This is a genomic window from Dethiothermospora halolimnae (assembly GCF_037577855.1).
GTDB classification, from domain to species: Bacteria; Bacillota; Clostridia; order Tissierellales; family VENL01; genus Dethiothermospora; species Dethiothermospora halolimnae.
On sequence record NZ_JBAKFX010000021.1, the window covers coordinates 22,621 to 45,621 of the forward strand.

Annotated in this window: 21 protein-coding genes; all 21 read left to right on the top strand. The window is 31.2% G+C overall.

The features are described 5' to 3' along the window. Positions 1 to 4 precede the first annotated feature (4 nt). The 21 genes from V6137_RS10180 to mce all read left to right on the top strand — a co-directional run bounded on the left by V6137_RS10180 (position 5) and on the right by mce (position 22,945). On the top strand, positions 5 to 1,009 hold the full coding sequence (locus V6137_RS10180) for a peptidylprolyl isomerase (protein WP_425447820.1): 1,005 nt from the start codon (positions 5 to 7) through the stop codon (positions 1,007 to 1,009). A gap of 158 nt (positions 1,010 to 1,167) precedes the next feature. Further along, complete coding sequence (gene spoVT / locus V6137_RS10185; RefSeq protein ID WP_425447821.1) at positions 1,168 to 1,719, top strand: stage V sporulation protein T; 552 nt, start codon at positions 1,168 to 1,170, stop codon at positions 1,717 to 1,719. 225 nt (positions 1,720 to 1,944) lie between these two features. Beyond that, complete coding sequence (locus V6137_RS10190) at positions 1,945 to 3,555, top strand: putative polysaccharide biosynthesis protein (protein WP_425447822.1); 1,611 nt, start codon at positions 1,945 to 1,947, stop codon at positions 3,553 to 3,555. A gap of 57 nt (positions 3,556 to 3,612) precedes the next feature. Beyond that, the gene (gene yabN, locus V6137_RS10195) at positions 3,613 to 5,079 is read left to right on the top strand and encodes a bifunctional methyltransferase/pyrophosphohydrolase YabN (RefSeq protein ID WP_425447823.1); all 1,467 of its coding nucleotides are present in this window, start codon (positions 3,613 to 3,615) and stop codon (positions 5,077 to 5,079) included. A 97-nt stretch (positions 5,080 to 5,176) separates the two neighbouring features. After that, positions 5,177 to 5,455, top strand: a complete 279-nt coding sequence (locus tag V6137_RS10200; protein ID WP_425447824.1) for an HU family DNA-binding protein — start codon at positions 5,177 to 5,179, stop codon at positions 5,453 to 5,455. Between the two features lie 127 nt (positions 5,456 to 5,582). Continuing rightward, positions 5,583 to 5,822, top strand: a complete 240-nt coding sequence (locus V6137_RS10205; protein ID WP_425447850.1) for an RNA-binding S4 domain-containing protein — start codon at positions 5,583 to 5,585, stop codon at positions 5,820 to 5,822. 211 nt (positions 5,823 to 6,033) lie between these two features. Then, positions 6,034 to 6,321 (top strand): sporulation protein YabP, encoded by a 288-nt coding sequence (gene yabP / locus V6137_RS10210; protein ID WP_425447825.1) that lies wholly within the window; start codon positions 6,034 to 6,036, stop codon positions 6,319 to 6,321. Between the two features lie 79 nt (positions 6,322 to 6,400). Then, entirely contained in the window at positions 6,401 to 6,910 is a 510-nt protein-coding gene (yabQ, locus tag V6137_RS10215; protein WP_425447826.1) for a spore cortex biosynthesis protein YabQ, read from the top strand. 111 nt (positions 6,911 to 7,021) lie between these two features. Beyond that, entirely contained in the window at positions 7,022 to 7,339 is a 318-nt protein-coding gene (locus V6137_RS10220; RefSeq protein WP_425447827.1) for an FtsB family cell division protein, read from the top strand. An 86-nt stretch (positions 7,340 to 7,425) separates the two neighbouring features. After that, positions 7,426 to 7,845, top strand: coding sequence for a S1 RNA-binding domain-containing protein (locus V6137_RS10225; RefSeq protein WP_425447828.1), 420 nt, complete (start codon positions 7,426 to 7,428; stop codon positions 7,843 to 7,845). Between the two features lie 472 nt (positions 7,846 to 8,317). Beyond that, positions 8,318 to 10,708 carry a stage II sporulation protein E gene (spoIIE, locus tag V6137_RS10230; protein ID WP_425447829.1) on the top strand — a complete coding sequence of 797 codons (2,391 nt, stop codon included), beginning with the start codon at positions 8,318 to 8,320 and terminating at the stop codon, positions 10,706 to 10,708. Positions 10,709 to 11,057: 349 nt separating this feature from the next. Beyond that, positions 11,058 to 11,789 carry a vWA domain-containing protein gene (locus V6137_RS10235; RefSeq protein ID WP_425447830.1) on the top strand — a complete coding sequence of 244 codons (732 nt, stop codon included), beginning with the start codon at positions 11,058 to 11,060 and terminating at the stop codon, positions 11,787 to 11,789. Between the two features lie 28 nt (positions 11,790 to 11,817). Further along, positions 11,818 to 12,690 carry a protein kinase domain-containing protein gene (locus V6137_RS10240; protein WP_425447831.1) on the top strand — a complete coding sequence of 291 codons (873 nt, stop codon included), beginning with the start codon at positions 11,818 to 11,820 and terminating at the stop codon, positions 12,688 to 12,690. A gap of 60 nt (positions 12,691 to 12,750) precedes the next feature. Next, positions 12,751 to 14,136, top strand: a complete 1,386-nt coding sequence (tilS, locus tag V6137_RS10245; RefSeq protein WP_425447832.1) for a tRNA lysidine(34) synthetase TilS — start codon at positions 12,751 to 12,753, stop codon at positions 14,134 to 14,136. A gap of 24 nt (positions 14,137 to 14,160) precedes the next feature. Further along, on the top strand, positions 14,161 to 14,697 hold the full coding sequence (gene hpt, locus V6137_RS10250; protein WP_425447833.1) for a hypoxanthine phosphoribosyltransferase: 537 nt from the start codon (positions 14,161 to 14,163) through the stop codon (positions 14,695 to 14,697). A 98-nt stretch (positions 14,698 to 14,795) separates the two neighbouring features. Beyond that, positions 14,796 to 16,673: an ATP-dependent zinc metalloprotease FtsH gene (gene ftsH / locus V6137_RS10255; RefSeq protein ID WP_425447834.1), complete on the top strand. Its 1,878-nt coding sequence runs from the start codon at positions 14,796 to 14,798 to the stop codon at positions 16,671 to 16,673. A 579-nt stretch (positions 16,674 to 17,252) separates the two neighbouring features. Further along, positions 17,253 to 18,923, top strand: a complete 1,671-nt coding sequence (locus tag V6137_RS10260) for a formate--tetrahydrofolate ligase (RefSeq protein ID WP_425447835.1) — start codon at positions 17,253 to 17,255, stop codon at positions 18,921 to 18,923. A 488-nt stretch (positions 18,924 to 19,411) separates the two neighbouring features. After that, positions 19,412 to 21,091 (top strand): acyl-CoA mutase large subunit family protein, encoded by a 1,680-nt coding sequence (locus V6137_RS10265; RefSeq protein ID WP_425447836.1) that lies wholly within the window; start codon positions 19,412 to 19,414, stop codon positions 21,089 to 21,091. A 30-nt stretch (positions 21,092 to 21,121) separates the two neighbouring features. After that, positions 21,122 to 21,520, top strand: a complete 399-nt coding sequence (locus V6137_RS10270) for a cobalamin B12-binding domain-containing protein (protein ID WP_425447837.1) — start codon at positions 21,122 to 21,124, stop codon at positions 21,518 to 21,520. Positions 21,521 to 21,543: 23 nt separating this feature from the next. Next, positions 21,544 to 22,479: a methylmalonyl Co-A mutase-associated GTPase MeaB gene (gene meaB, locus V6137_RS10275; protein ID WP_425447838.1), complete on the top strand. Its 936-nt coding sequence runs from the start codon at positions 21,544 to 21,546 to the stop codon at positions 22,477 to 22,479. Between the two features lie 64 nt (positions 22,480 to 22,543). Next, the gene (gene mce / locus V6137_RS10280) at positions 22,544 to 22,945 is read left to right on the top strand and encodes a methylmalonyl-CoA epimerase (protein WP_425447839.1); all 402 of its coding nucleotides are present in this window, start codon (positions 22,544 to 22,546) and stop codon (positions 22,943 to 22,945) included. Positions 22,946 to 23,001: the final 56 nt, after the last annotated feature.

Here is a 23,001-nt window from a genome sequence, read left to right on the forward strand (position 1 = left end):
ATTGATGACAAAGAATAAGTTTGTATTAATAGGGGTATTATTACTATCTTTTATAACTTTAATAGGATGTAGTGGGAGTAATGATATCATAGCAAAGGTAAATGGTGAAGGTATACCAGTGGATAAATTTGAGGAAAGATTTGAAATGGTTAAAAAAAGCTATAAAGCCCAATTTGGAGAAGATTTCCTATCACAAGATACTGGTGAAGGGAAAACAATGGAAGAGGTTCTTAAAGAAGGTATATTAGATAGCTTAATAAAACAAGAAATTGTATTACAAGCGGCTAAAAATGCTGGAGTTGAAGTTAAAGAAGAAGAAATAAATAAAGAAATAGATAGCATGAAGAAGCTAGAACAGGAAAAAATAAAACAGAAGCTTAAGACTGAAGGAAAAACTGAAGAAGAGATTAAAGCAAAGGAAAGTGAAATAAAAAAAGAAGCAGAAGAAAACTTTAAAAAGTCCCTTGAAGAAAGCCAAATCACTGAAGAATATATAAGGGAAGTAATAAAAGAAGATAAACTTGTCCAAAAATATAGGGAAAAATTTATTAATGATTTAAGTACTTCCGATGAAGAAATAAAAAGCTTTTATGAAGAAAATAAAGAAGAGTTATATAAGTCAGTAAGGGCAAGACATATATTGGTTGAAAAGGAAGAAGAAGCTAAGGATATATTAAAGCAACTGAAAGATGGAGCTGATTTTGCTAAGTTAGCTGAGGAAAAATCTATTGACCCCGGATCTGGCAAAAATGGTGGTGAATTAGGATATTTCTATAAAGGAGATATGGTTCCTCAATTTTCTCAAGTAGCCTTCTCACTAGAAATTGGTGAAATAAGTGAACCGGTTAAAAGTGATTATGGATACCATATAATAGAGGTACAAGATAAAAAGATAGATAAGTTTGAAGAAATAAAAGACCAAGTTACCTATGACTATCAAAATAAAAAATATGATGAGAATCTTGAAAAAATAACAAAAGATGCTGAAATAGAGAAGTTTTTAGACTAAAAAAATATCACCTCTAAGGTGATATTTTTTTATTTCACTTATTTCTATGTAATATCAAAAGAATAATAAATTTCCTCCCATGTATAAAATATTATTGTTAGTAAAATAATAATGACACAGTGAAATATATAATAACTTATACCTTAGGAGGGAATAATGTGAAAGCAACAGGAATTGTTAGAAGGATAGACGATTTAGGTAGAGTAGTAATTCCAAAGGAGATTAGACGAACCCTCAGAATTAGGGAGGGAGATCCACTTGAGATATTTACAGATAGAGAAGGTGAAGTTATACTAAAGAAATACTCTCCTATAGGAGAATTAGGTGAGTTTGCTGATGAATATGCCGAAGCTTTATATGAAACTGTAAAACATATGACTGTTATTGCAGATAGAGATACTGTAGTTTCAATTGCAGGTGGAAATAAAAAAGACTTTTTAGAAAAAAGGATCAGCCCTGAACTTGAGAAGTTTATAGAGAGTAAAGAAACCTATGTAGCTGATGGGGGGAGTAAACCTGTGAGAATCGCCTCTGAGGAATTCACACCAGATACATATAGTAGTCAAGTAATAGCACCAATAGTAAGTCAGGGGGATCCAATAGGAGCCGTTGTACTAATTTCTAAAACTGATAACACTAAAATGGGAGAACTTGAAATCAAACTAGCTGAAACAGCAGCAGGCTTTTTAGCAAAGCAAATGGAGCACTAAATATAACCTACCGTGAGGTAGGTTATAATATTTATTAGTCAATAAATATTATTTATTAGTAATCCGTAATTTTATTTAGTTGTTAGAGGTTCGTAATTTTATTTGTTCAGTTGTTGGGGGATTCGTAATCCCCCAACTAATTTTTTATATAAAATAGTTTATAACTTAATTCCTTTCTGATATAATTATTATTAGTCTTTATGAATAGATTTGGGAGGATAATAGATGACTAAGAAAAATTTTCTTCAAGGAGCTGCTATTTTAGGAATGGCAGGTTTGATTATTAAAATAATAGGTGCAGTATATAGAATACCCCTTAGTAATTTAATAAATGATACAGGGATGGGGTATTTCCAAGCAGGATATTCTTTTTATGCTTTACTTATAATGATATCAACAACGGGATTGACAACATCCTTGGCTAAATTAGTTTCAGAAAAGAGGTCCATAGGCGATTATAGAAATGCAAATAAAATATTTAAGGTAGCTTTTATAGGTTTTTTGATAGGTGGAATAATAACATCTACATTTATGTTTTTTGGAGCTAAATATATATCGGAAACTATAGAAAATACAAATGCATATTATGCTTTAATAGCCTTAGTTCCAGCATTGTTTTTTGTTCCAATAATGTCTGCCTTTAGGGGGTACCTTCAAGGGACTCAAACTATGACTCCAACAGCGATATCCCAATTGGTTGAACAATTATTTAGAGTTATAGTAGGTTTTTACTTAGCCTATACATTACTAGATAGAGGGCTTCCAATGGCAGCCGGAGGGGCATCTTTTGGAGCCTCAGCCGGGGCTATAGCTGGGACCTTAGTCATATTTATTATGTATTTGTCTAAAAGAAAAGAGTTTAAAAAAGAACTAAAAAATAGTGGTAATTATAAAGAAGAAAGTACATCTGTTATAATAAAGAGAATAATTAATATAACAGTTCCTATAATGATAGGAAGTGCGATAGTACCGGTTATGAATAGTATAGATGCTTGGCTTATACCAGGGAGGCTTCAGCTAATAGGATTTGACGAGAAGGCCGCTGTTAAATTATATGGTCAATTGAGTGGAATGGCTCAAACATTAATTAATTTTCCTCAAGTTTTTTCGATGGCTCTTGTAATGAGTTTAGTTCCAGCTATATCTGATGCCTTTAGTTTAAAAAATTATAAAAAAATTGAAAAAATGACCAGGTCTGGTGTAAGGGTAACATTGCTTATAGGTCTTCCGGCAGCCTTTGGAATGTTTATATTGGCAAGACCCATAATGAATCTTTTATACTCTAGTCAAGGTAAGGCAACAATTGATAGTTTAGGTCAAACTCTTGAAGTTCTGGCATTTAGTGTGATATTTTTGACCTTAGTTCAATCATTAACAGCAATAATGCAAGGTATGGGAAAACCTATTATACCTGTTAGGAATTTAGCCATAGGAGCTTTATTTAAAGTAATATTAACTTATACTTTAACTGGAATAGAAGGTATTGGCATAAGGGGTGCTGCCTTTAGTACGGTAATAGCTTATTTAATAGCAACAATTCTTAATTTTATTTCCGTTAAGAAATATACTAAAACTTATTTTAATATAAAAAGTGTTTTCATAAAGCCACTTATATCTACAGTCATTATGACATTAGTTGTTTGGATTACATTTAACTTTATAAACCCAATGTTAGGCAGTAAACTTTCAACTGTTATATCAATAACTATTGGAGCTATTATTTATGGATTAGCTCTTCTATTGACAGGGACTATAACGGAAAGGGATTTTTCTTTACTACCTAAAGGGGATAAAATAGCTAGACTATTAAAATCAATAAAATTATTAAGAAGTTAAAGCTAGAAGTATAATTCTAGCTTTTTCAACTAATTATAGAGATAAAGAGGTGATAAAATGGGTAAGATTGTAGTTGTAGGACTTGGTCCAGGTGATATTGAGTCCTTAACATTAGGTGCTATTAGAAAGATAGAGGACGAAAATAGGAACTATTTAAGAACAGAGATGCACCCAACTGTTGAATATCTTAAAGATAATAATATAGACTATGAATCATATGATTACATATATGAAAGTGCCGAAACCATGGAGTCGGTTTATGATAATATAACTGAAGATCTATTAAAAAAGGTTAAAGAGTATAATATAATTAATTATTTTGTTCCAGGGAATCCTCTTATGGCAGAAAAAAGTGTAAGTATACTTGTAGAACTTAGCAATAAGGGGGAGATAGATCTTGAAATAATACCGGGTATGAGTTTTATAGATCCAATAGTTCTAGCTTTAGGACATGACCCAACTTCAGGATTTAAAATAATAGATGGATTGGATTTTAATGAACAAACCTTAGATATAAACTGCGATACCCTTTTAGTGCAAGTTTATAATAGACAAATTGCTTCTGATACTAAAATTAAATTATCAGAGGTATATGGAGATGATTATAAAGTAACGGTTATAAGATCAGCTGGTATAGAAACAGAGGAGATAGTTAAAGAAGTTAATGTATATGAGTTAGATAGATTAGAATTTATTGATCATTTAACAAGTATATATATTCCCAAAGTTGATAAAACTACTAATAAAGTGTATGATATAAATAATTTATTAAATATAATGGGAATATTAAGAAGTGAAGATGGTTGTCTATGGGATATAAAGCAGACCCATGAGTCTTTAAGGGAATATGTTATAGAAGAAGCCTATGAAGTTGTAGATGCCATAGACAGGGATGATATAGGCAGTCTGATAGAAGAACTGGGGGATTTATTACTACAGGTAGTGTTCCATAGTCAGATTGCTAAGGAAGAAGGCTATTTTAATATAATGGACGTTACCACTGGTATTTCAAATAAATTAATATATAGACATCCCCACGTATTTAATGATAAAATTGTTAATGACGATAAGGAAGCAATTGGTAGCTGGAATGATATGAAGGATAAAGAGAAAAATATCAAAAGTTATACTGAGAGACTAGAAAGTGTGGCTAAAAGCTTACCATCCCTTACTAAAAGTTTTAAAGTACAAAAAAGGGCTGCTGATGTAGGCTTTGACTGGGACAATGTTGATGATGCTTTACTTAAAGTAAAGGAAGAACTGCAGGAGTTACTAGAAGTATATAAAGGAGATGATATGGGGACAAAGGAAGAGGAACTGGGTGATCTGCTCTTTGCCATAGTTAATGTATCAAGGTTTTTAGATATCAGTCCTGAAGTTGCATTAAACAAAACAATTAATAAATTTATAAGTAGATTTAAATTTATCGAAGAAGAAAGTAATAAAAAAGGTATCGATTTAAAGGAAATGACTTTGAAACAGATGGATGAACTATGGGAACAGGCAAAAAAACAAAAAAAATAAAAAAATATGACTTAAAAGAAGGATTTTATCAACAAACATAGAATATGCATATACAGATTGTTTTTTTAAAATAATATCATTTTGAGGAGGTTTTATTGTGAATAAAGCAGAATTAGTTGCTAGCATAGCAGAAAAAAGTGGTTTAACTAAGAAGGATGCTGAAGGAGCATTAAATGGATTTATGAAAAGTGTTGAAGAGGCACTAGTAAAGGAAGAAAAGGTTCAATTGGTAGGATTTGGAACCTTTGAAGTAAGACATAGAAAAGCAAGAGAAGGTAGAAACCCAAGAAATCCAGAGCAAGTTATAAAGATACCAGCTTCAAAAGCTCCAGTATTTAAAGCAGGTAAAACATTAAAGGAAACTGTTAATAAATAAAGATCAGGTCTTAGACCTGATTTTTTATATTAATGTTGATGGAACCTGCCAATAGATTCAGTAGGGGGAGAACCTATTCTCCCATATAATGGTTTATACTTTGAAATTAGAAGGTAGGTGTGAATATATGAGAGTTGACAAGTTTTTAAAAAACTCAAGGATAATAAAAAGAAGAACCGTTGCAAAGGAAGCCTGTGAACAGGGAAGAGTTTTGGTAAATGACAAGGAAGCTAAGCCTGGCACAGAGGTCTCCATAGGAGATAAGATAGAAATAAGCTTTGGAACAAATAATATGAAGGTTGAAGTACTTGACCTATTAGAACACGTTCCAAAAAATAAAGCAGCAGAACTTTATAAGGTTTTATAAAAATAATAAAGAATAGAGAATAAAGAATAGATAAGGTGCAAAGTGGCCGGAGGCCACTTTGTTTTTAGTTTATTAAGTTTTACGACTATAAGGAGTAAAACAACCTTATCTATTCTCTATTCTTTATTATTTATTCTCTAATTAAATAAGTAATAAACTCTCCTTTCTCCACATATTATATATTATAACAAAATACAGGGAGGGGTGTAATATGGCTGATAATAGACAATCGATGAGGGGACAAAATATTATACTTGAAGATAGGGAAAAGCTAAGTGTATCAGGGGTGGAACATGTAGATAACTTTAATGAAAATACTATAGTAGTAGCTACTGTAAAAGGTACTATGACTATAAAAGGGCAATCTTTAAACATTAGCAAGTTAAATTTAGATGATGGTAATGTTATGATAGAAGGAAGAATAGATGGTTTAATATATAGTGATAAAGATACATCAGGTTCTAAAGGTTCTGGCTTTTTATCTAAAATGTTTAAATAAAAAGTAGATTAAGGCTAAGGATTAAGAATATTAAAAAATCTTAAACCTTAACTTTAATTTACTTTTTGGGGGGAGTCATATGGATACTACTATTTATAGTCAGGCATATATTTTCTTTTCCACCGTATATGGAGGAGTAATAATAGGATTCATCTATGATATATATAGGATATTTAGATATTTTTTAAAGCCTAAAAAAGTAGCAACTTTTTTAGAAGATTTAATATTTTGGATTATAGTTGCCATAATAGCACTTTCCATACTTGTATTTAGTAATTATGGGGAATTAAGGGGTTATGAATTTATAGGCTTTATTTCTGGAGCCATTTTATATCAAAAATTATTAAGTAAACCTATAATAACTTTTATAGTAAATATATTAAGGTTTATATGGAAAGGGCTAAAAGTTATAATGTCCATTGTTCTTTTTCCTTTTAAAGCTTTAAAGAATATACTATATAATCCTTATAAGAAATTATCTAATGGTGCTAAGAAAAGGTATAGAAATATTAAAAGAAAATCTAAATTACCTATTAGAGTATTATCGGATATAAAAAAATATTCCAAAATGCTTTTATTTAGAAAATAGAATTTAGAAGGATTTTCAAAATAAAAATAGAAGTATTATACTTAATAGAGATGTGAGTTTACGTTGAAATTAGCCGGTGACATGAATAATTAATAAAAGGATGGGAATATTATGAAAAGAAGCAAAGGAAAAAGAAAATTAAAAGTAAAGCATGTGATTGCTGCTATAATATTTATATATGGATTAACAATTATTATAAACCAACATAAAATGATAGAAAGATTAAATAATGAGAAAATGAAAAAGGAGGCTAAGGTTGAAAAGTTAGAAAAAGAAGTTAAGAATATAGAAGCTAAAACTAAAGAGAGTAAAACGGAAGAATATATTGAAAAGATAGCAAGGGAAAAGGGTATGATTAAATCTAACGAGATAATATATATAGATAAAAATAAAAAGAAAAATGACTTTTTAAGAAGGATAAATAACTAAATTTTAATGATTGACATATTAACAATTATAATATATACTAAAATCAATTGATATAGATTAATAATAAAAGGAGGATCATTTGTTTTATGATCGTTAGTGTAGGTAAGGTAGTTGAAGGTACTGTTACAGGAATAACAAAATTTGGTGCATTCGTACAACTACCAGAAGGAAAAACAGGATTAGTTCACATTTCAGAAATATCTCATGACTATGTTAATAATGTTGGAGATTATGTAAAGAAGGGCCAAAAGGTAAAGGTGAAGGTTATATCTATAAGTGACGATGGTAAGATAAGTCTTTCCATAAGACAAGCCAAACCTAAGAAATCTAAAAACCAGCCCCCAGAGGTTGATTGGTCAAGTAAAGATGACTATAAACAAAGACATATGTCTTTTGAAGATAAGTTATCAAACTTCTTAAAAGATAGTAGCGAGAAACAAGAACAATTAAAAAGTAGAGATAGTAAGAAGTCTAATGGTTTTAGACGAACAAAATCTAATGTTTAAGTATAAATTATAAAAGACTGGGATCTTTCCCAGTCTTTTTTATAATTCAGAGTTAAAAATTATTTAAAAGACAGAGGAGGCCCCTCTGTCTTTTAAATTTATTATGACTTCTAACTTATAATAAATCTCATGTTTATATCTTTCCTTTGGGCTAGATACTAGTTAAAGACTATCCTAAGAATAATAACCACAAAATACTACATAAGAAGTTAGTGCTTTATCTATTAATGAAAGAATAAATATATATAATGTCGCATGTAGATATAAAAGGGAACTAGAATAGATAAAGTCATTAAAGCTAAAGATTCAAGGAAAAACTTCAGTTGTCTTTATTAATAGATTTTATATTTATTTGCTAAAACATCATACTTTATTGTCTAAAAGTTTTTTGATGTGGACAACCCTTCTTGACAAAAAATTTATTTATCCTTTGCTAGAATAACACCATGAGAAAGGATAGGTGGTGTATCAAATGATAAACAAAACAGAAATACTCCCAGCAAGGAGTGGAAAAAAGAGAACATACAATAAAATAACAGAATCTTTACACGACATAAAGGGAAGTTTTATCATAATTAACATTGTGGCACTTTTCATATCTAGAGCATCTATTATGGATAATTTAAATCCATTTGGGATAGCTTTTTTAGCGGCTGTGTTATTTAGAAATGGAAGTAGTATTACTATACCTATTATGACATCCATAGGAATTCTTACTGCAAGAGGTTATGGTGCATATAGTTACTTAGCAGTTGGTTGGTTTATTTATTTAACTCAAAACTTACTTTTGTCTAGATTTAAGAAATCTGTAATAAAAGCTTCAATATTCTCATCTATATCCTTTATTTTAATAAGGGGTGGATTCACTATTATAGGAGAGTACTTTATATATGATTTAGTTATGATAGGTTTTGAAGGTATTATAGTGTTTACTCTTACCTATATATTTAACCAAAGTGTTAGTATTATAAATGGAGATAAAAAAGCATTTACAAATGAAGAGTTAATATGTGCAACTATAATGCTTGCTTTAGTGGTTTCTGGTATTGGTGATATTAAATTTTTCAACTTGGCACTAAAAAATATTATTTGTGGATTTTTAGTAATATCATTTTCCTACACTAAAGGGCCTGCAGCTGGTACTGCAGTTGGGGTTACCATGGGTATAGTATGTGGCATGTCCACCCCCAATATGCCCGTTATTATATCGGTATATGGCTTTTCTGGTCTACTTTCAGGTCTCTTTAAAGAGCTAGGGAAGCTTGGAACAAGTGTAGGTTTCATCGTTGGTAACGGTATAATGACCTTTTATATAAATAATCACATTGACGGGGTCGTAACCATAAGGGAATCTTTAGTGGCAATATTATTATTTGTTCTATTGAATAAATTTATAAAAAATATAAACATTGGAATATTAGAAGGGGTATCTGATGTTTCTATAACTAAAGATTCATATAGTGAGAGATTGAAAGAAAAAACATATAAAAGATTATCTGAAATATCTAATGTGTTTGAAGAGTTGGCTACTACCTTTGAGAGGGTGGCTGATAAAGAAAAAATAGCAGAACAAAAGGATATATCTGACTTTATAGATAGTGTAGCAAATGATGTTTGTAAAAATTGTTCTATGTATAGATTCTGTTGGGAGGAAGATTTTTACCAAACATATCAATCCATGTTTGATGTTATGAGTCGAATAGAAACTAAGGGAAGTATAACAGAAGGTAATCTACCTAAGGCTTTAAAGAAGAATTGTATTAAAAAGGATTTAATAATTGAAAAATCTAACTATTTATTTGATATATATAAGCTTAATTACAGATGGGAAAATAAGATAGTAGAAAGTAGACGTTTGGTATCGGAACAATTGGAAGGGGTATCAAAAATAATCAATGACTTAGCATGTGAAATAGATGGTGACATATCATTTAAAGAGGAAGTGGAAAAAGAAATTTTAAATGAGCTTAAGAATAATTCTATAGATATTAAAGATTTAAATGTAATAGAATCAAAAAAGGATAATTTTGAAATAATAATAGAAACAAAACCTACTTATAATGATAATGATTATATAGAAGATATAGTTTCCATATCGTCAAAAGTGGTGGGATTTGATTTAACTACTGATAACTTTACATGTAATAATCCAAATAGCGATAATAGGTTTAGATTTAAACTTATTAGGGCCAATAGATTTGGAGCTATAACAAAGGTAGCCACAATAAACGATTCATTTAACTATGTTTCAGGGGATAGTTATACCTTTGGAGAAAAATCTAATAACTATTATGCTGTATTAAGTGATGGAATGGGAATGGGAGAAAAGGCAAATCAAGAAAGTGATATTACAATAACACTTTTAGAAAAGTTCTTAGAGGCGGGATTTGATAAGGAGTTGGCTTTAAAGACCATAAACTCTATATTAGTACTTAAATCCACAGAAGAAATATTTGCTACTATAGATATGTCAATGATTGATCTATATAGGGGGAAAACACAGTTTATAAAGATTGGTTCTGCTCCAACCTTTATAAAAACAAAAAAAGGTGTAAAGGTAATAGACACCCATTCATTACCAGTAGGTATATTAAAGGATGTAGATTTTCAGATTTATGAGGAACAATTAGAAGATGGAGATATAATAGTAATGATGTCAGATGGAGTATTAGATGCAAATGATACTGTGGAAGACAAAGAGGGATGGATGAAGGACGTTATAGATAATATAAATAGTGTAAATCCCCAAAGTGTGGCAAATAAAATAATCAATGAATCTGGGAAATATTGTAACCTAGAAAATAGAGATGATATGACTGTACTTGTTACAAAGGTATGGAAGAGGAGAAGGGGCACTGATTAAAATTAATATTAATATGCTGACAAAGTGATAAAAAATGGTCCTTTGTCCTCGGATTTGGAAAATATAGAGAAACGGTCGAAAATAGAATTCCAAACTCCCTACGGTCAGACAGTGGAATTCTAAACAATTTTCTCCCTTATTCTATATTTTCACAAATCCTGCGGGATAACTCCCATTTTTTATCACTTTGTCTAAATATACTTTATTGATAAAAGATACTGATTTTATTCAGTGTCTTTTTTACTTCTAAAATAAGGTGGACTAGCATATTTATTAATGTATAGAAAGTGTGTATATGTTAATAATTATATAGTATAAAAAGAAGTTTTAAAATAAAAGAGGTGTTATTATGGAAAGGGATATTAAGTTTAATCAAATAATATTAGCTACTGATGGAAGGTCTAATACGGGAATTAATCCTATAGAGGTTGCAAAAAAAGGACGTAGAAAAGGAATAACCATAAGTACTATAGGTATAATAGATAGTAAAGGTAAATCCCTGAAAGAGGTGGAAAATATAGCCACAGCAGGGGGAGGTATATGTGAAATAACTAATATACAAAATTTTTCTAAAACTATGGAGATGGTAACACAAAAATCGGTATATAAAACTATAGAGCAGGCAGTAAATAAAGAACTAAAAGAAATACTAGGAACAGATATAGAAGGCACCCATCCAGATAATAGAAAAAAAATAATTGATATAATAGATAAATTTGGAGAAGAAATGCATATAAGATGCTGTATTTTAATAGACTGTAGTGGAAGCATGGCAAGCAAAATTAATATAGCTAAAAATAGCATATTAAATCTTTTAAGGGTACTACAGAAAAGAAAGGGGAAAACTGAAATTTCAGTGGTGGGCTACCCTGGTATCGATGAACAGTTTTATAGAGTACTATGTAACTTTACAAATAATATAATAGATTTAGAAAAAGGGCTACAAAAAGTAAAATGTGGGGGAATTACTCCAACTGGACCTGCTATAGAATATGGGATAAATATGCTACTGGGAGAAGAAAAAACTAAATTAGAGGGAAATAACTTAGAACAAGATCTATTGGGAAGTAATATAGTATAAAAAGATCTATTATAAAAGGGGTAGTTTAATGAATAGAGGAAAAATGATTATTGGGAAGTGGAGTGGGAATAAATATTACATATTAGAAAAAATAGGACAAGGGGAAATAGGTACAGTCTATAAAGTAAGGGATGATAATGGAAATATAATGGCTTTAAAGATATCTAAGGAGATAGCTTCTATTACTAGGGAATATAATATAATGAAAAAGTTTAAAAAAATTCAGTTTGTTCCTAATGTATATGATGTAGATGACTATTTAGATAAAAATACTCGATACTATTTCTTTACAATGGATTATATCGAAGGAAAGAATCTTAAATATGTTATGAAAAATGGACATATCAGCCTAAAAAACATTTTAGGCTTAGCTAGAATCTTATTAAATATTTTAAATGAATTAAATAAAATAGGATATATATATACAGATATAAAGCTGGAAAATATATTTATAAATAAAACTAGTAATGAAATCATTCTTGTGGATTATGGTAGTATTATTAAAAAAGGTGATACAATAAAGGAGTATACCCCAACATACAATATGACATGTTGGGGATTTAATTATAATCCCCAAGAAAATATAATTTTTAGTATTACCATGATAATGGTAGCTATTATATTTAAAAAAGAGTTAAGCCCCTCAAATAGGTCAATTACAGAAGTAGTTAAAATGATTAGATATTCTAATTTAGATTACAGGATGAAAAAACTATTAATAGATGGACTAAAATTAAACTATAGTGGACTAAAAGACTATGATTATAGGCTTAAGGATGTAATCTTAAGTATTAATCATAAATATAATAAAAAAAATATAGATGGAATAGAGATTTTTTTTATATCCAGTATATGTATCTTTGTTTTAGTTATAATAATTGGCATAAATAATATTGTTTGAAGGAAAAGCAATGGATGTGTAGAAAGTATATTGTATATAAAGTAGTGAAAGGTGATATATATGAAAAGTAAAATATTAAACACGATAAAAAAGTATAGGTTAATAAAGAAAAATGACAATATATTATTGGGAGTATCGGGGGGGCCTGATTCAATGGCCCTTTTTTATGTTTTAAAAGATATTAAAAAACAAATAGGTTTTAATCTGTATGTTGCCCACATAAACCATGGGGTTAGGGGAGGGGCTGCAGACAAAGATCAAAGGCATGTTGAAAACATATGCAGTAAATATAATATACCCATTTTTTCAAAGAAGGTTAATATGGACGAATATGGAAAGAAACATGGCCTTTCATCGGAAGAAGCCGGTAGAATAATAAGATATAAATTTTTTAGAAAAATATTAAGACAAATTGGTGGTGGGAAAATATCCGTTGCCCATAATAGAAATGATCAAGCAGAAACAGTTATAATGCGTTTTATAAGGGGAAGTGGAGTAGATGGTTTAATGGGGATGGATTATATTAATGATGATATTATAAGGCCCATGCTAAATATAACTAGGGCTGAGATTGAAAGTTATTGTGAAGATAATAATATACCAACAAGGCTAGATAAAACTAACCTAGAAACTATATATGGGAGAAATAAAGTTAGACTAGAGTTGATACCTTATATCAGAGAGAATTTTAATAATGGAATTATAGATACATTGTGGAGAATGTCCCATATAATGAGGGATGATGGGGAATTTTTAAATGAATACTCTAAAAATAGTTATAATGAAGTTTTATATAATGAAAGTCATAATAAAATATTATTATATAATAGAAAGATATTAAAACTACACAAATCAATAAAGTCCAGAATCATAAGATATGCTATTTCAAAAATAAAAGGAAACACTAAAAACATTGAACAAAAACATATGGAGGCAATTTTAACATTAAGTAGTAATAATACAACGGGAAAGAGCTTGGATATATCTGGGGATTTAATTGTGAAATTAAGTTATGATTTTTTAATAATACAAAAAAAGTCCATTAAAGAGGATATAAGTTTTAACTATAGGGTAGATATAGACAATAATAATTATATTGAAGAGTTAGATGCCATTATAAAGGGGGAAATTAAGGATATAAATAATATTTCCTTAAATACTAATGATAGGTTTATAAAATACTTTGATTATGATAAAATAAAAGACGGTATTATTATTAGAACTAGAGAACCGGGAGATAGGTTTATACCACTGGGAATGAATGGAACTAAAAAAGTTAAAGATTTTTTCATTGATAAGAAAATATCAAAAGAACAAAGAGGGCAAATCCCCATTGTGGTTAGTGGTGGGAAAATAATATGGATAGTGGGCTATAGAATAAGTGAAGAATTTAAGTTAACTAATAATACTAAAAAGGTTTTAGTATTAAAGTATATAAAATTATAGCAACTAGCTTAAGGAGGATTACATATGAAAGAGGATATAAGAGAGATAATTGTTAGTTCTGAGGATTTAGAAGATAAAATTAGTAGTCTTGGTAAGAAGATATCTAAAGATTATAAGGGAAAGGATTTAATGCTTATAGGAGTTTTAAAGGGTTCTATTATGTTTATGTCGGATTTAGCAAAAAACATAGATATTCCTTTAACCATGGACTTTATGGCAGTATCTAGTTATGGTGACTCAACAGAATCATCTGGAGTTGTTAGAATAAATAAAGATTTAGACTCTAGTATTGAGGGTAAAGATGTATTGATAGTAGAAGATATAGTGGATACTGGACTCACTTTAAATTATCTAGTTGATAACTTAAAGTCTAGGGGAGCAAATAGTATAAAAATATGTTCATTACTTGATAAACCAGAAAGAAGAAGAGTTAATGTTAATATAGATTACATAGGTTTTCAAGTTCCCGATGAGTTTGTAGTTGGATATGGGATTGATTATGCACAAAAATATAGAAATCTCCCTTATATTGCAATATTAAAAGAAGAGGCATATAGTTAATGATATAATATATAATGAATTTTACTGATGTTGTTTTTTTAAGTGTAATATGATAGAATATATTGATATCTAAAAAGGACATGAGAGGAGGACTGTAGTTGAGGAAATTTTTTAGGGGTATAAGTTTTTATTTGCTTATATTCATTATTATAATTGCAGTAGTATACTTTTTTGGTAATAATGGAAAACAATCTATAGATATTTCCGTTACTGAGCTTATAAGCCAGTTAAATAATCAAAATGTTGATAACATAACCATTGTGGATAATGGAGATGTAAGGGGACAGTTAAAGAACGGTCAAGAGTTCACTTCCCACTTAACCTTTGATTTACGAGGAACTTTTTATGAGAATTATTTAAAAAACAATGTTGAGGAAAAAAATATAGAGCTTAATGGAGAAAAGGAGCCGGGGCAACCATGGTTCTTGCAAATACTTCCAACAGTGTTTGTAATCCTCATATTTATAGTATTTTGGTTTGTTTTTATGCAACAATCTCAAGGTGGAGGAAGTCGAGTTATGTCATTTGGTAAAAGTAAGGCCAAAATGCATAAGGATGATTCGAAGAAGATAACCTTTGATGATGTTGCAGGATTGGAAGAAGAGAAGGAAGAACTTAAGGAAATAGTAGATTTTCTTAAGAGTCCTAGAAAGTTTATAGAACTTGGAGCTAGAATACCAAAGGGAGTATTAATGGTAGGCCCTCCTGGAACAGGTAAAACTTATTTATCTAAAGCTGTAGCAGGAGAAGCCGGGGTACCTTTCTTTAGTATAAGTGGTTCCGACTTTGTTGAAATGTTTGTAGGTGTTGGTGCATCCCGTGTTAGAGACCTATTTGAACAGGCTAAAAAGAATTCACCATGTATAGTCTTTATAGATGAGATTGATGCTGTAGGTAGAAGAAGGGGTGCCGGCCTAGGTGGAGGCCACGATGAAAGGGAGCAAACACTAAATCAGTTACTTGTTGAAATGGATGGTTTCGGCGAAAATGAAGGTATAATAATGATTGCCGCAACCAATAGGCCAGATATATTAGACCCAGCTTTATTGAGACCTGGAAGATTTGATAGAAGGGTACAAGTTGGGGTACCTGATATTAAAGGAAGAGAAGAAATCTTAAAAATTCACTCAAAGGGCAAGCCATTGGAAAAAGAAGTGGATTTAAAGGTTATCGCTAGAAGGACTATAGGTTTTACACCGGCAGATATAGAAAACTTATTAAATGAAGCAGCCCTTTTATCAGCAAGAAAAAATCTTAAAAAGATACCTATGGGTATTATTGAAGAGGCAATAACTAAGGTAATGGCTGGTTCAGAAAAGAAAAGTAGAGTTAGAAGTGAAAAAGAAAATAAGCTTACCGCTTATCATGAAGCTGGTCATGCAGTAGTATCTAGACTTCTTCCAAACATTGATCCAGTGCATATGGTTACTATTATGCCAAGAAGTAATGGAGCAGGTGGATTTACGTTAAATCTACCTAAAGAAGATAGAAGCTATATGTCAAAAGCTCAAATGGAAGAACAGATAGTGGTGTTACTAGGTGGAAGAGTAGCAGAAAAACTTGTACTAGATGATATTAGTACAGGAGCATCTAATGATATTGAAAGGGCTACAAAAATTGCAAGGGCCATGGTAACCCATTATGGTATGAGTGATAAACTTGGACCTATGACCTATGGAGAAGATGAAAATGAAGTATTTATAGGTAGAGATTTAGGTAGAAGTAAAAACTATAGTGAAAAAATAGCAGCAGAGATAGATAATGAGATGAGACAAATAATAGGTGAAGCATATAACGAAGCAGAAAGGTTATTAACAGAGAACATGGATAAACTTCACAAGGTAGCTAAAGCTCTAATTGAAAAAGAAACAATAGATGCTAAAGGATTTGAGGCAGCATTTAATGGTGAAGAAATCCTTGAAGAAACCGATGAAGAAAACCATATAGATGAAACTGATAATAATGACGAAGAATAAATAATAAAGGAGCTGGAATTTTCCAGCTCCTTTATTATTTTGTTGTTTTATTATTATTTTGTTGTTTTATTATTCTTTTATTGTTGAAGGGTTCCCAGTCTTTTTCTCATTTTTGTTGGGATATTCGTAATCATTTTGTTGCTGGAGGACTCGTAATCGTTTTGTTGCTGGAGGACTCGTAATCGTTTTGTTGCTGGAGGACTCGTAATCGTTTTGTTGCTGGGGGATTCGTAATCGTTTTGTTGTTGGGGGATTCGTAATCCCCCAACCTATCATCTATAAAAAATAAAAATATACAATAAGTTAAAACATAATTGTTAAAAAATAAACATAAATTTAGACTTAAGAATTATTTGTGTTATAATAAGAGATGTGTAAAAAATACATAAAAAATACAATGAAGTAAAATAATAAAAAATATATATTCTAGCAGACACTTCTTTTAAATAACTATCTATAATTTATAGGATTTTTAGATATACTAAAGAAAGTAATATATAGTAAAAACTAATCAATCGGTTGATAATCTACAAAACATATATTAAAGTAAAAAATAATTTTATAACAAGGAGGAGTTATATGAAAACAGATATCCAAATAGCTCAAGAGTCCACAATGAAGCATATAAAGGATGTGGCTAAGGAAATAGGTATTAATGAAGATGAACTTGAATTATTCGGAGAGTATAAAGCTAAAATTTCAATGGACATATGGGATAGAATAAAGGACAATAAAGATGGTAAGCTTGTACTTGTAACTGCAATCAATCCAACTCCAGCAGGAGAAGGTAAAACAACAACTAATGTGGGCTTAAGTATGGGGCTTAATAAAATAGGGAAAAAAACAATGACTACTTTAAGGGAGCCATCCCTTGGACCGAGTTTTGGAATAAAAGGTGGCGCAGCAGGTGGGGGATATGCACAGGTTGTACCAATGGAGGATATAAACCTACACTTCACCGGTGATATCCATGCAATAACCACTGCCCACAACCTTCTATCGGCCCTTTTAGACAATCATTTACATCAAGGAAATAAACTTAATATTGATCCTAGAAGGATAGTATGGAAAAGAGTTTTAGATATGAATGATAGAGCCCTTAGGAATATAATAGTAGGTCTTGGAAGAAGGGCAGATGGAGTACCAAGACAAGATGGATTTGATATAACCGTGGCTTCGGAGATAATGGCTATCTTATGCTTAGCAAGTGATATATCAGATCTTAAAGAACGTTTAGGTAGAATGATTGTTGCATATGACCATGATAAAAAGCCTGTTACGGCAGATGATTTAGATGCAACAGGAGCCTTAACTATACTATTAAAAGATGCCATAAAGCCTAACTTAGTTCAAACCCTTGAAAATACCCCAGCTATAATACATGGAGGTCCATTTGCTAATATAGCCCATGGTACCAATAGTATAGTTGCAACAAAGTTCGGTTTAAAATTAGCCGATTATGTTGTAACCGAAGCTGGATTTGGTGCAGACCTAGGAGCAGAAAAATTCTTTAATATAGTAAGTAGATTTGCAGGGTTTAAACCTGCAGTTACAGTAATAGTAGCTACAGTAAGAGCTCTAAAACTCCATGGTGGAGTACCTAAAAATGATTTAAATGAAGAAAATATAGACGCATTAAAAAAAGGTTTTGAAAACCTTGAAAAGCATATTGAAAATGTACAGAAATTCGGAGTGCCAGTTGTAGTTGCAATAAACCAATTCCCAACGGATACCGATGCTGAGCTTAAGCTTATAGAAGAGAAATGTACCAATATGGGAGCGGAAGCTGTATTATCTGAGGTATGGGCAAAAGGTGGCGAAGGTGGTATAGAATTAGCTAAAAAAGTAGTTGATGCTGCAGAAAATAAAGATTCAAATTATGCCCCAATCTATGATGTGGATCAATCAATAGAAAAGAAAATAGAAACCATAGCTAAAGAAATATATGGTGCCGATGGGGTAGAGTTTAGTAAAAAGGCAAGAAGAGAGATGAATAAATTAGCAGAACTAGGCCTTGATAAGATGCCTATATGTATGGCTAAAACCCAATATTCATTCTCGGATGATCCAAGTCTTTTAGGTAGACCATCAGGATTTACAGTAACTATTAGGGACTTAAGGATATCCGCGGGAGCTGGATTTATAGTAGCATTAACAGGAGATATTATGACTATGCCAGGACTTCCTAAAGTACCTGCTGCAAATAAAATGGATATTGATAAAGACGGAAAAATAGAAGGATTATTCTAAAAAAAGCGCTGCTTAGGCAGCGCTTTCTTCATTGCAACTCCCTGCACAGAACAAAGAAGGACCAAAGGCATCTTTGTTCCAATATACAAATTAACACATCAATTTTAGGGTATAATTTACTTAAGTCCATAATTATCTACAACAAATACAGTCGAGTTCATAAAAAATTTCCCGGGAAATGTATGTTAATGTTATTAAAAGTTAGACAAAATTATTAAAAAAAATTAATAACCCTCTATGTCAAGATTTATGAGTCCTTTAAATAGTACTATACCATATATAGAGGAGTGTGTGGAACTATTGAAATATTGACTTCATAGAATTAAAAATATTGAAATTATTATTGCAAAAACACCTATAATGTAATAGGCTATACTTGATGGTTATTTGAAATGTAATTAATTATAAAATGTTAGGATTTAAGCTAGGAAAACATTTTCTTAAAATCATCTAGGAAGCTTTTTATAATAGTATAAGGAGGCTAAAAAATGTTTAAGAAAGAGAAATTAGACCAGATTAATGAGTCTAAGAAGAAATGGGAAGAGAATACAGTAGAAAAAACCATTTCTAAATTTCCTGAAAGAAAAGAAGAATTTAAAACAGTTTCAGGAAATAAGGTGAACAGACTATATACACCAAATGATATTGAAGATTTTCAATATGATGAGAAGCTAGGTTTTCCAGGGGAGTATCCATATACAAGGGGTGCGCAGCCCACTATGTATAGGGGAAGGCTTTGGACAATGAGAATGTATGCTGGATTTGCCACAGCGGAAGAATCAAACCAAAGATATAAATATTTAATAGAACAGGGATCTAAGGGGCTTTCAGTTGCCTTTGACTTACCAACCCAGATAGGTTATGATTCTGATCATCCATTATCAGAGGGGGAAGTTGGAAAGGTAGGAGTTGCCATAGATTCATTAGCAGATATGGAGATACTATTTGATGGTATCCCTTTAGATAAAGTTAGTACATCAATGACTATAAATGCCCCAGCTGCTGTGTTACTTGCAATGTATATTGCAGTTGGAGAAAAGCAAGGGGTTTCTAAGGATAAATTAAGAGGTACGATACAGAATGACATATTGAAGGAATATATTGCTAGAGGTACATATATATTCCCCACTGAACCATCTATGAGACTTATAACTGATATTTTTGAGTATTGTTCAGATAATGTTCCAAGATGGAATACCATAAGTATTTCAGGATATCATATAAGGGAAGCTGGATCTACTGCTGCCCAAGAGGTAGGATTTACCCTAGCAGATGGTATAGCTTATGTTGAAGCTGCCATTAAAGCTGGACTAGATGTAGATAAATTTGCACCAAGACTATCATTTTTCTTTAATGCCCATAATGATTTACTTGAAGAAGTTGCTAAATTTAGAGCTGCAAGAAGATTGTGGGCTAAAATAATGAAAGAGAGATTTAAAGCCAAAAGTCCAAAATCAATGAGACTTAAATTTCACACCCAAACAGGAGGTTCAACATTAACTGCCCAACAACCAGATAATAATATTGTTCGTGTTGCTATTCAAACCTTGGCGGCAGTATTAGGCGGAACCCAATCCCTTCACACTAATTCAAAGGATGAGGCCTTAGCATTACCTAGCGAAGATTCAGTAAGGGTTGCTTTAAGAACTCAACAGATAGTTGCCCACGAGAGTGGAGTAACAAATACGGTTGATCCATTAGCAGGCTCATACTATATAGAATCCAAAACCGATGAGATAGAACAAGAAGCTATGAAATATATAGATAAAATTGATGATATAGGAGGGGCTCCTAGGGCTATAGATATGGGATATATCCAAAAAGAAATAATGGATGCTGCCTACCAACATCAAATAGAAGTTGAAAATGGAGAGAGAATTGTTGTAGGAATGAATAAATATCAAACTGAAGAGGAGCCACCAAAGGAATTATTAAAGGTTGATCCTGCAGTGGGAGAAAGACAAAAAGAAAGAATTGCTAAGTTAAAAGAAAATAGGGATAATGATAAAGTAAATAAAGCTCTAGAAAATCTTAAAGGTGCTTGTGAAGGAACGGAAAATGTAATGCCATATATATTAGATGCTGTTAAAGAATATGCTACATTAGGAGAAATATGTGGTGTTATGAGGGACGTATTTGGAGAATATGAGCAGTCAATCAGTTTATAAATTTTTTAGATATAAAGGAGGAAAATTAAAGTGGATAGACCTATTAGAGTTTTAGTTGCTAAACCAGGATTAGATGGACATGATAGAGGAGCTAAAGTAATAGCGAGAGCCCTTAGGGATGCTGGTATGGAAGTTATATATACAGGTCTTAGACAAACTCCACAGCAAATAACTGCTGCGGCTATTCAAGAGGATGTTGATGTTATTGCTATGAGTATATTGTCAGGAGCTCATAATCATCTATTTCCTAAGGTTGTAGAACTAATGGAAGAAGAAGGAGCCGACGATGTATTAATAATAGGTGGAGGTGTTATTCCAGATGATGATATACCAGTCTTAAAGAAAGCTGGTATTTCTGAAATATTTACACCGGGAACACCAACATCTGTAACTATAGATTTTATAAAGGAAAATATTAAGAGAAAATAAGCTATCTTTAGGTGGTGCTAATTTTGGATATTGCTAATAAATTATTAAATGGAGATAAGAGGGCCTGTGCCCGACTTATCTCTATGATTGAAAACAATGAACAAGATGCAATAGATATTATTAAAAAATTGTATAAGCACACAGGGAAAGCCCATATAATAGGGATAACGGGACCTCCAGGGGGAGGTAAAAGTACTTTAACCGACAAACTAGTTAAAAAGTTAAGGGAGAAAGATAAAAAGGTGGGAATAATTGCAGTGGATCCCACAAGTCCCTTTACAGGAGGTTCTATACTTGGGGATAGAATAAGAATGAACGATTTAGCCCTTGATAAAGGGGTTTTTATAAGAAGTATGGGGACTAGAGGTCACTTAGGTGGTTTATCTAAGGCTACTTATGGTGCCATAAAGGTTCTTGACATCTATGGATGTGATTATATTTTTGTTGAAACCGTTGGAGTGGGACAGTCAGAAGTAGATATAGTGAAAACGGCAGATACGGTTGTAATGATAACAGTTCCCGGATTAGGTGATGATATTCAAACCTTTAAAGCTGGAACCATGGAAATAGGAGATATATTTGCAGTAAATAAAAGTGATTTATTTGGTGCAGATAGAACTGCAACTGAGCTTAAAGCTATGCTAGATTTAAGTGATAAAAAGGATAGAAGACCACCAATAGTCAAGGTTTCAGCAACAAAAAAAGAAGGTATAGATAAATTATTAAATGAAATAGATGATCATATGGAATATTTAAAGTCATCGGATATGCTAATAAACAGAAGGCAAGATAATATTAAAACGGAATTAATAAAATTAGTAGAAGATGAGATAATATCTATGATTAGAAATAAAAATAAAACAGATGGCTTATTAGATGAGATATCAAAAAAGGTTTCACTAAGAGATATAGATCCCTATACTGGTAGGGATACTATATTGGAAAATATTAAAAAATAGTTATATTATTCAGTTTTGTTGCAAAATTATTATAATATGTTATTGTAATTAGGAGGTTTATATTATGGTAAAGAAAGTTGACCATGTAGGTGTGGCAGTAAAAAATTTAGAAGAATCATTAAAATTTTATCAAGATGTTCTTGGTATGGACTTACAAGGCACAGAAGTTGTGGAGGAGCAAAAAGTTAAAGTAGCTTTTCTTCCTATAGGAGATACAGAAATAGAATTGCTTGAATCAACTGATAAAGAAGGACCTATAGCAAGATATATTGATAAAAAAGGTGAAGGAATACAACATATAGCATATAGAGTAGATGACATAGAAAAAGCCATAGAAGAAATGAAGGAAAAAGGGATAAGAATGATAGATGAAAAGCCAAGATATGGAGCTGGAGGAGCTAAGATAGCTTTCTTACACCCCAAAAGTACCCATGGTGTACTGATTGAGCTTTGCCAAAGAGACTAGTACAAATAACCTAAGTATAAGTAGCTTCGAATTTATTCGAAGGTTTCATTATTTTA

What these genes read in the sequence shown, in the direction of transcription:
- V6137_RS10235 (WP_425447830.1), top strand. Translation starts at nt 11,058, where the DNA reads ATGGAAAGGGATATTAAGTTTAATCAAATAATATTAGCTACTGATGGA.
- V6137_RS10260 (WP_425447835.1), top strand. Translation starts at nt 17,253, where the DNA reads ATGAAAACAGATATCCAAATAGCTCAAGAGTCCACAATGAAGCATATA.
- yabN (WP_425447823.1), top strand. Translation starts at nt 3,613, where the DNA reads ATGGGTAAGATTGTAGTTGTAGGACTTGGTCCAGGTGATATTGAGTCC.
- V6137_RS10240 (WP_425447831.1), top strand. Translation starts at nt 11,818, where the DNA reads ATGAATAGAGGAAAAATGATTATTGGGAAGTGGAGTGGGAATAAATAT.
- V6137_RS10205 (WP_425447850.1), top strand. Translation starts at nt 5,583, where the DNA reads ATGAGAGTTGACAAGTTTTTAAAAAACTCAAGGATAATAAAAAGAAGA.
- mce (WP_425447839.1), top strand. Translation starts at nt 22,544, where the DNA reads ATGGTAAAGAAAGTTGACCATGTAGGTGTGGCAGTAAAAAATTTAGAA.
- V6137_RS10180 (WP_425447820.1), top strand. Translation starts at nt 5, where the DNA reads ATGACAAAGAATAAGTTTGTATTAATAGGGGTATTATTACTATCTTTT.
- yabP (WP_425447825.1), top strand. Translation starts at nt 6,034, where the DNA reads ATGGCTGATAATAGACAATCGATGAGGGGACAAAATATTATACTTGAA.
- spoIIE (WP_425447829.1), top strand. Translation starts at nt 8,318, where the DNA reads ATGATAAACAAAACAGAAATACTCCCAGCAAGGAGTGGAAAAAAGAGA.
- V6137_RS10265 (WP_425447836.1), top strand. Translation starts at nt 19,412, where the DNA reads ATGTTTAAGAAAGAGAAATTAGACCAGATTAATGAGTCTAAGAAGAAA.
- hpt (WP_425447833.1), top strand. Translation starts at nt 14,161, where the DNA reads ATGAAAGAGGATATAAGAGAGATAATTGTTAGTTCTGAGGATTTAGAA.
- V6137_RS10225 (WP_425447828.1), top strand. Translation starts at nt 7,426, where the DNA reads ATGATCGTTAGTGTAGGTAAGGTAGTTGAAGGTACTGTTACAGGAATA.
- V6137_RS10190 (WP_425447822.1), top strand. Translation starts at nt 1,945, where the DNA reads ATGACTAAGAAAAATTTTCTTCAAGGAGCTGCTATTTTAGGAATGGCA.
- tilS (WP_425447832.1), top strand. Translation starts at nt 12,751, where the DNA reads ATGAAAAGTAAAATATTAAACACGATAAAAAAGTATAGGTTAATAAAG.
- yabQ (WP_425447826.1), top strand. Translation starts at nt 6,401, where the DNA reads ATGGATACTACTATTTATAGTCAGGCATATATTTTCTTTTCCACCGTA.
- V6137_RS10220 (WP_425447827.1), top strand. Translation starts at nt 7,022, where the DNA reads ATGAAAAGAAGCAAAGGAAAAAGAAAATTAAAAGTAAAGCATGTGATT.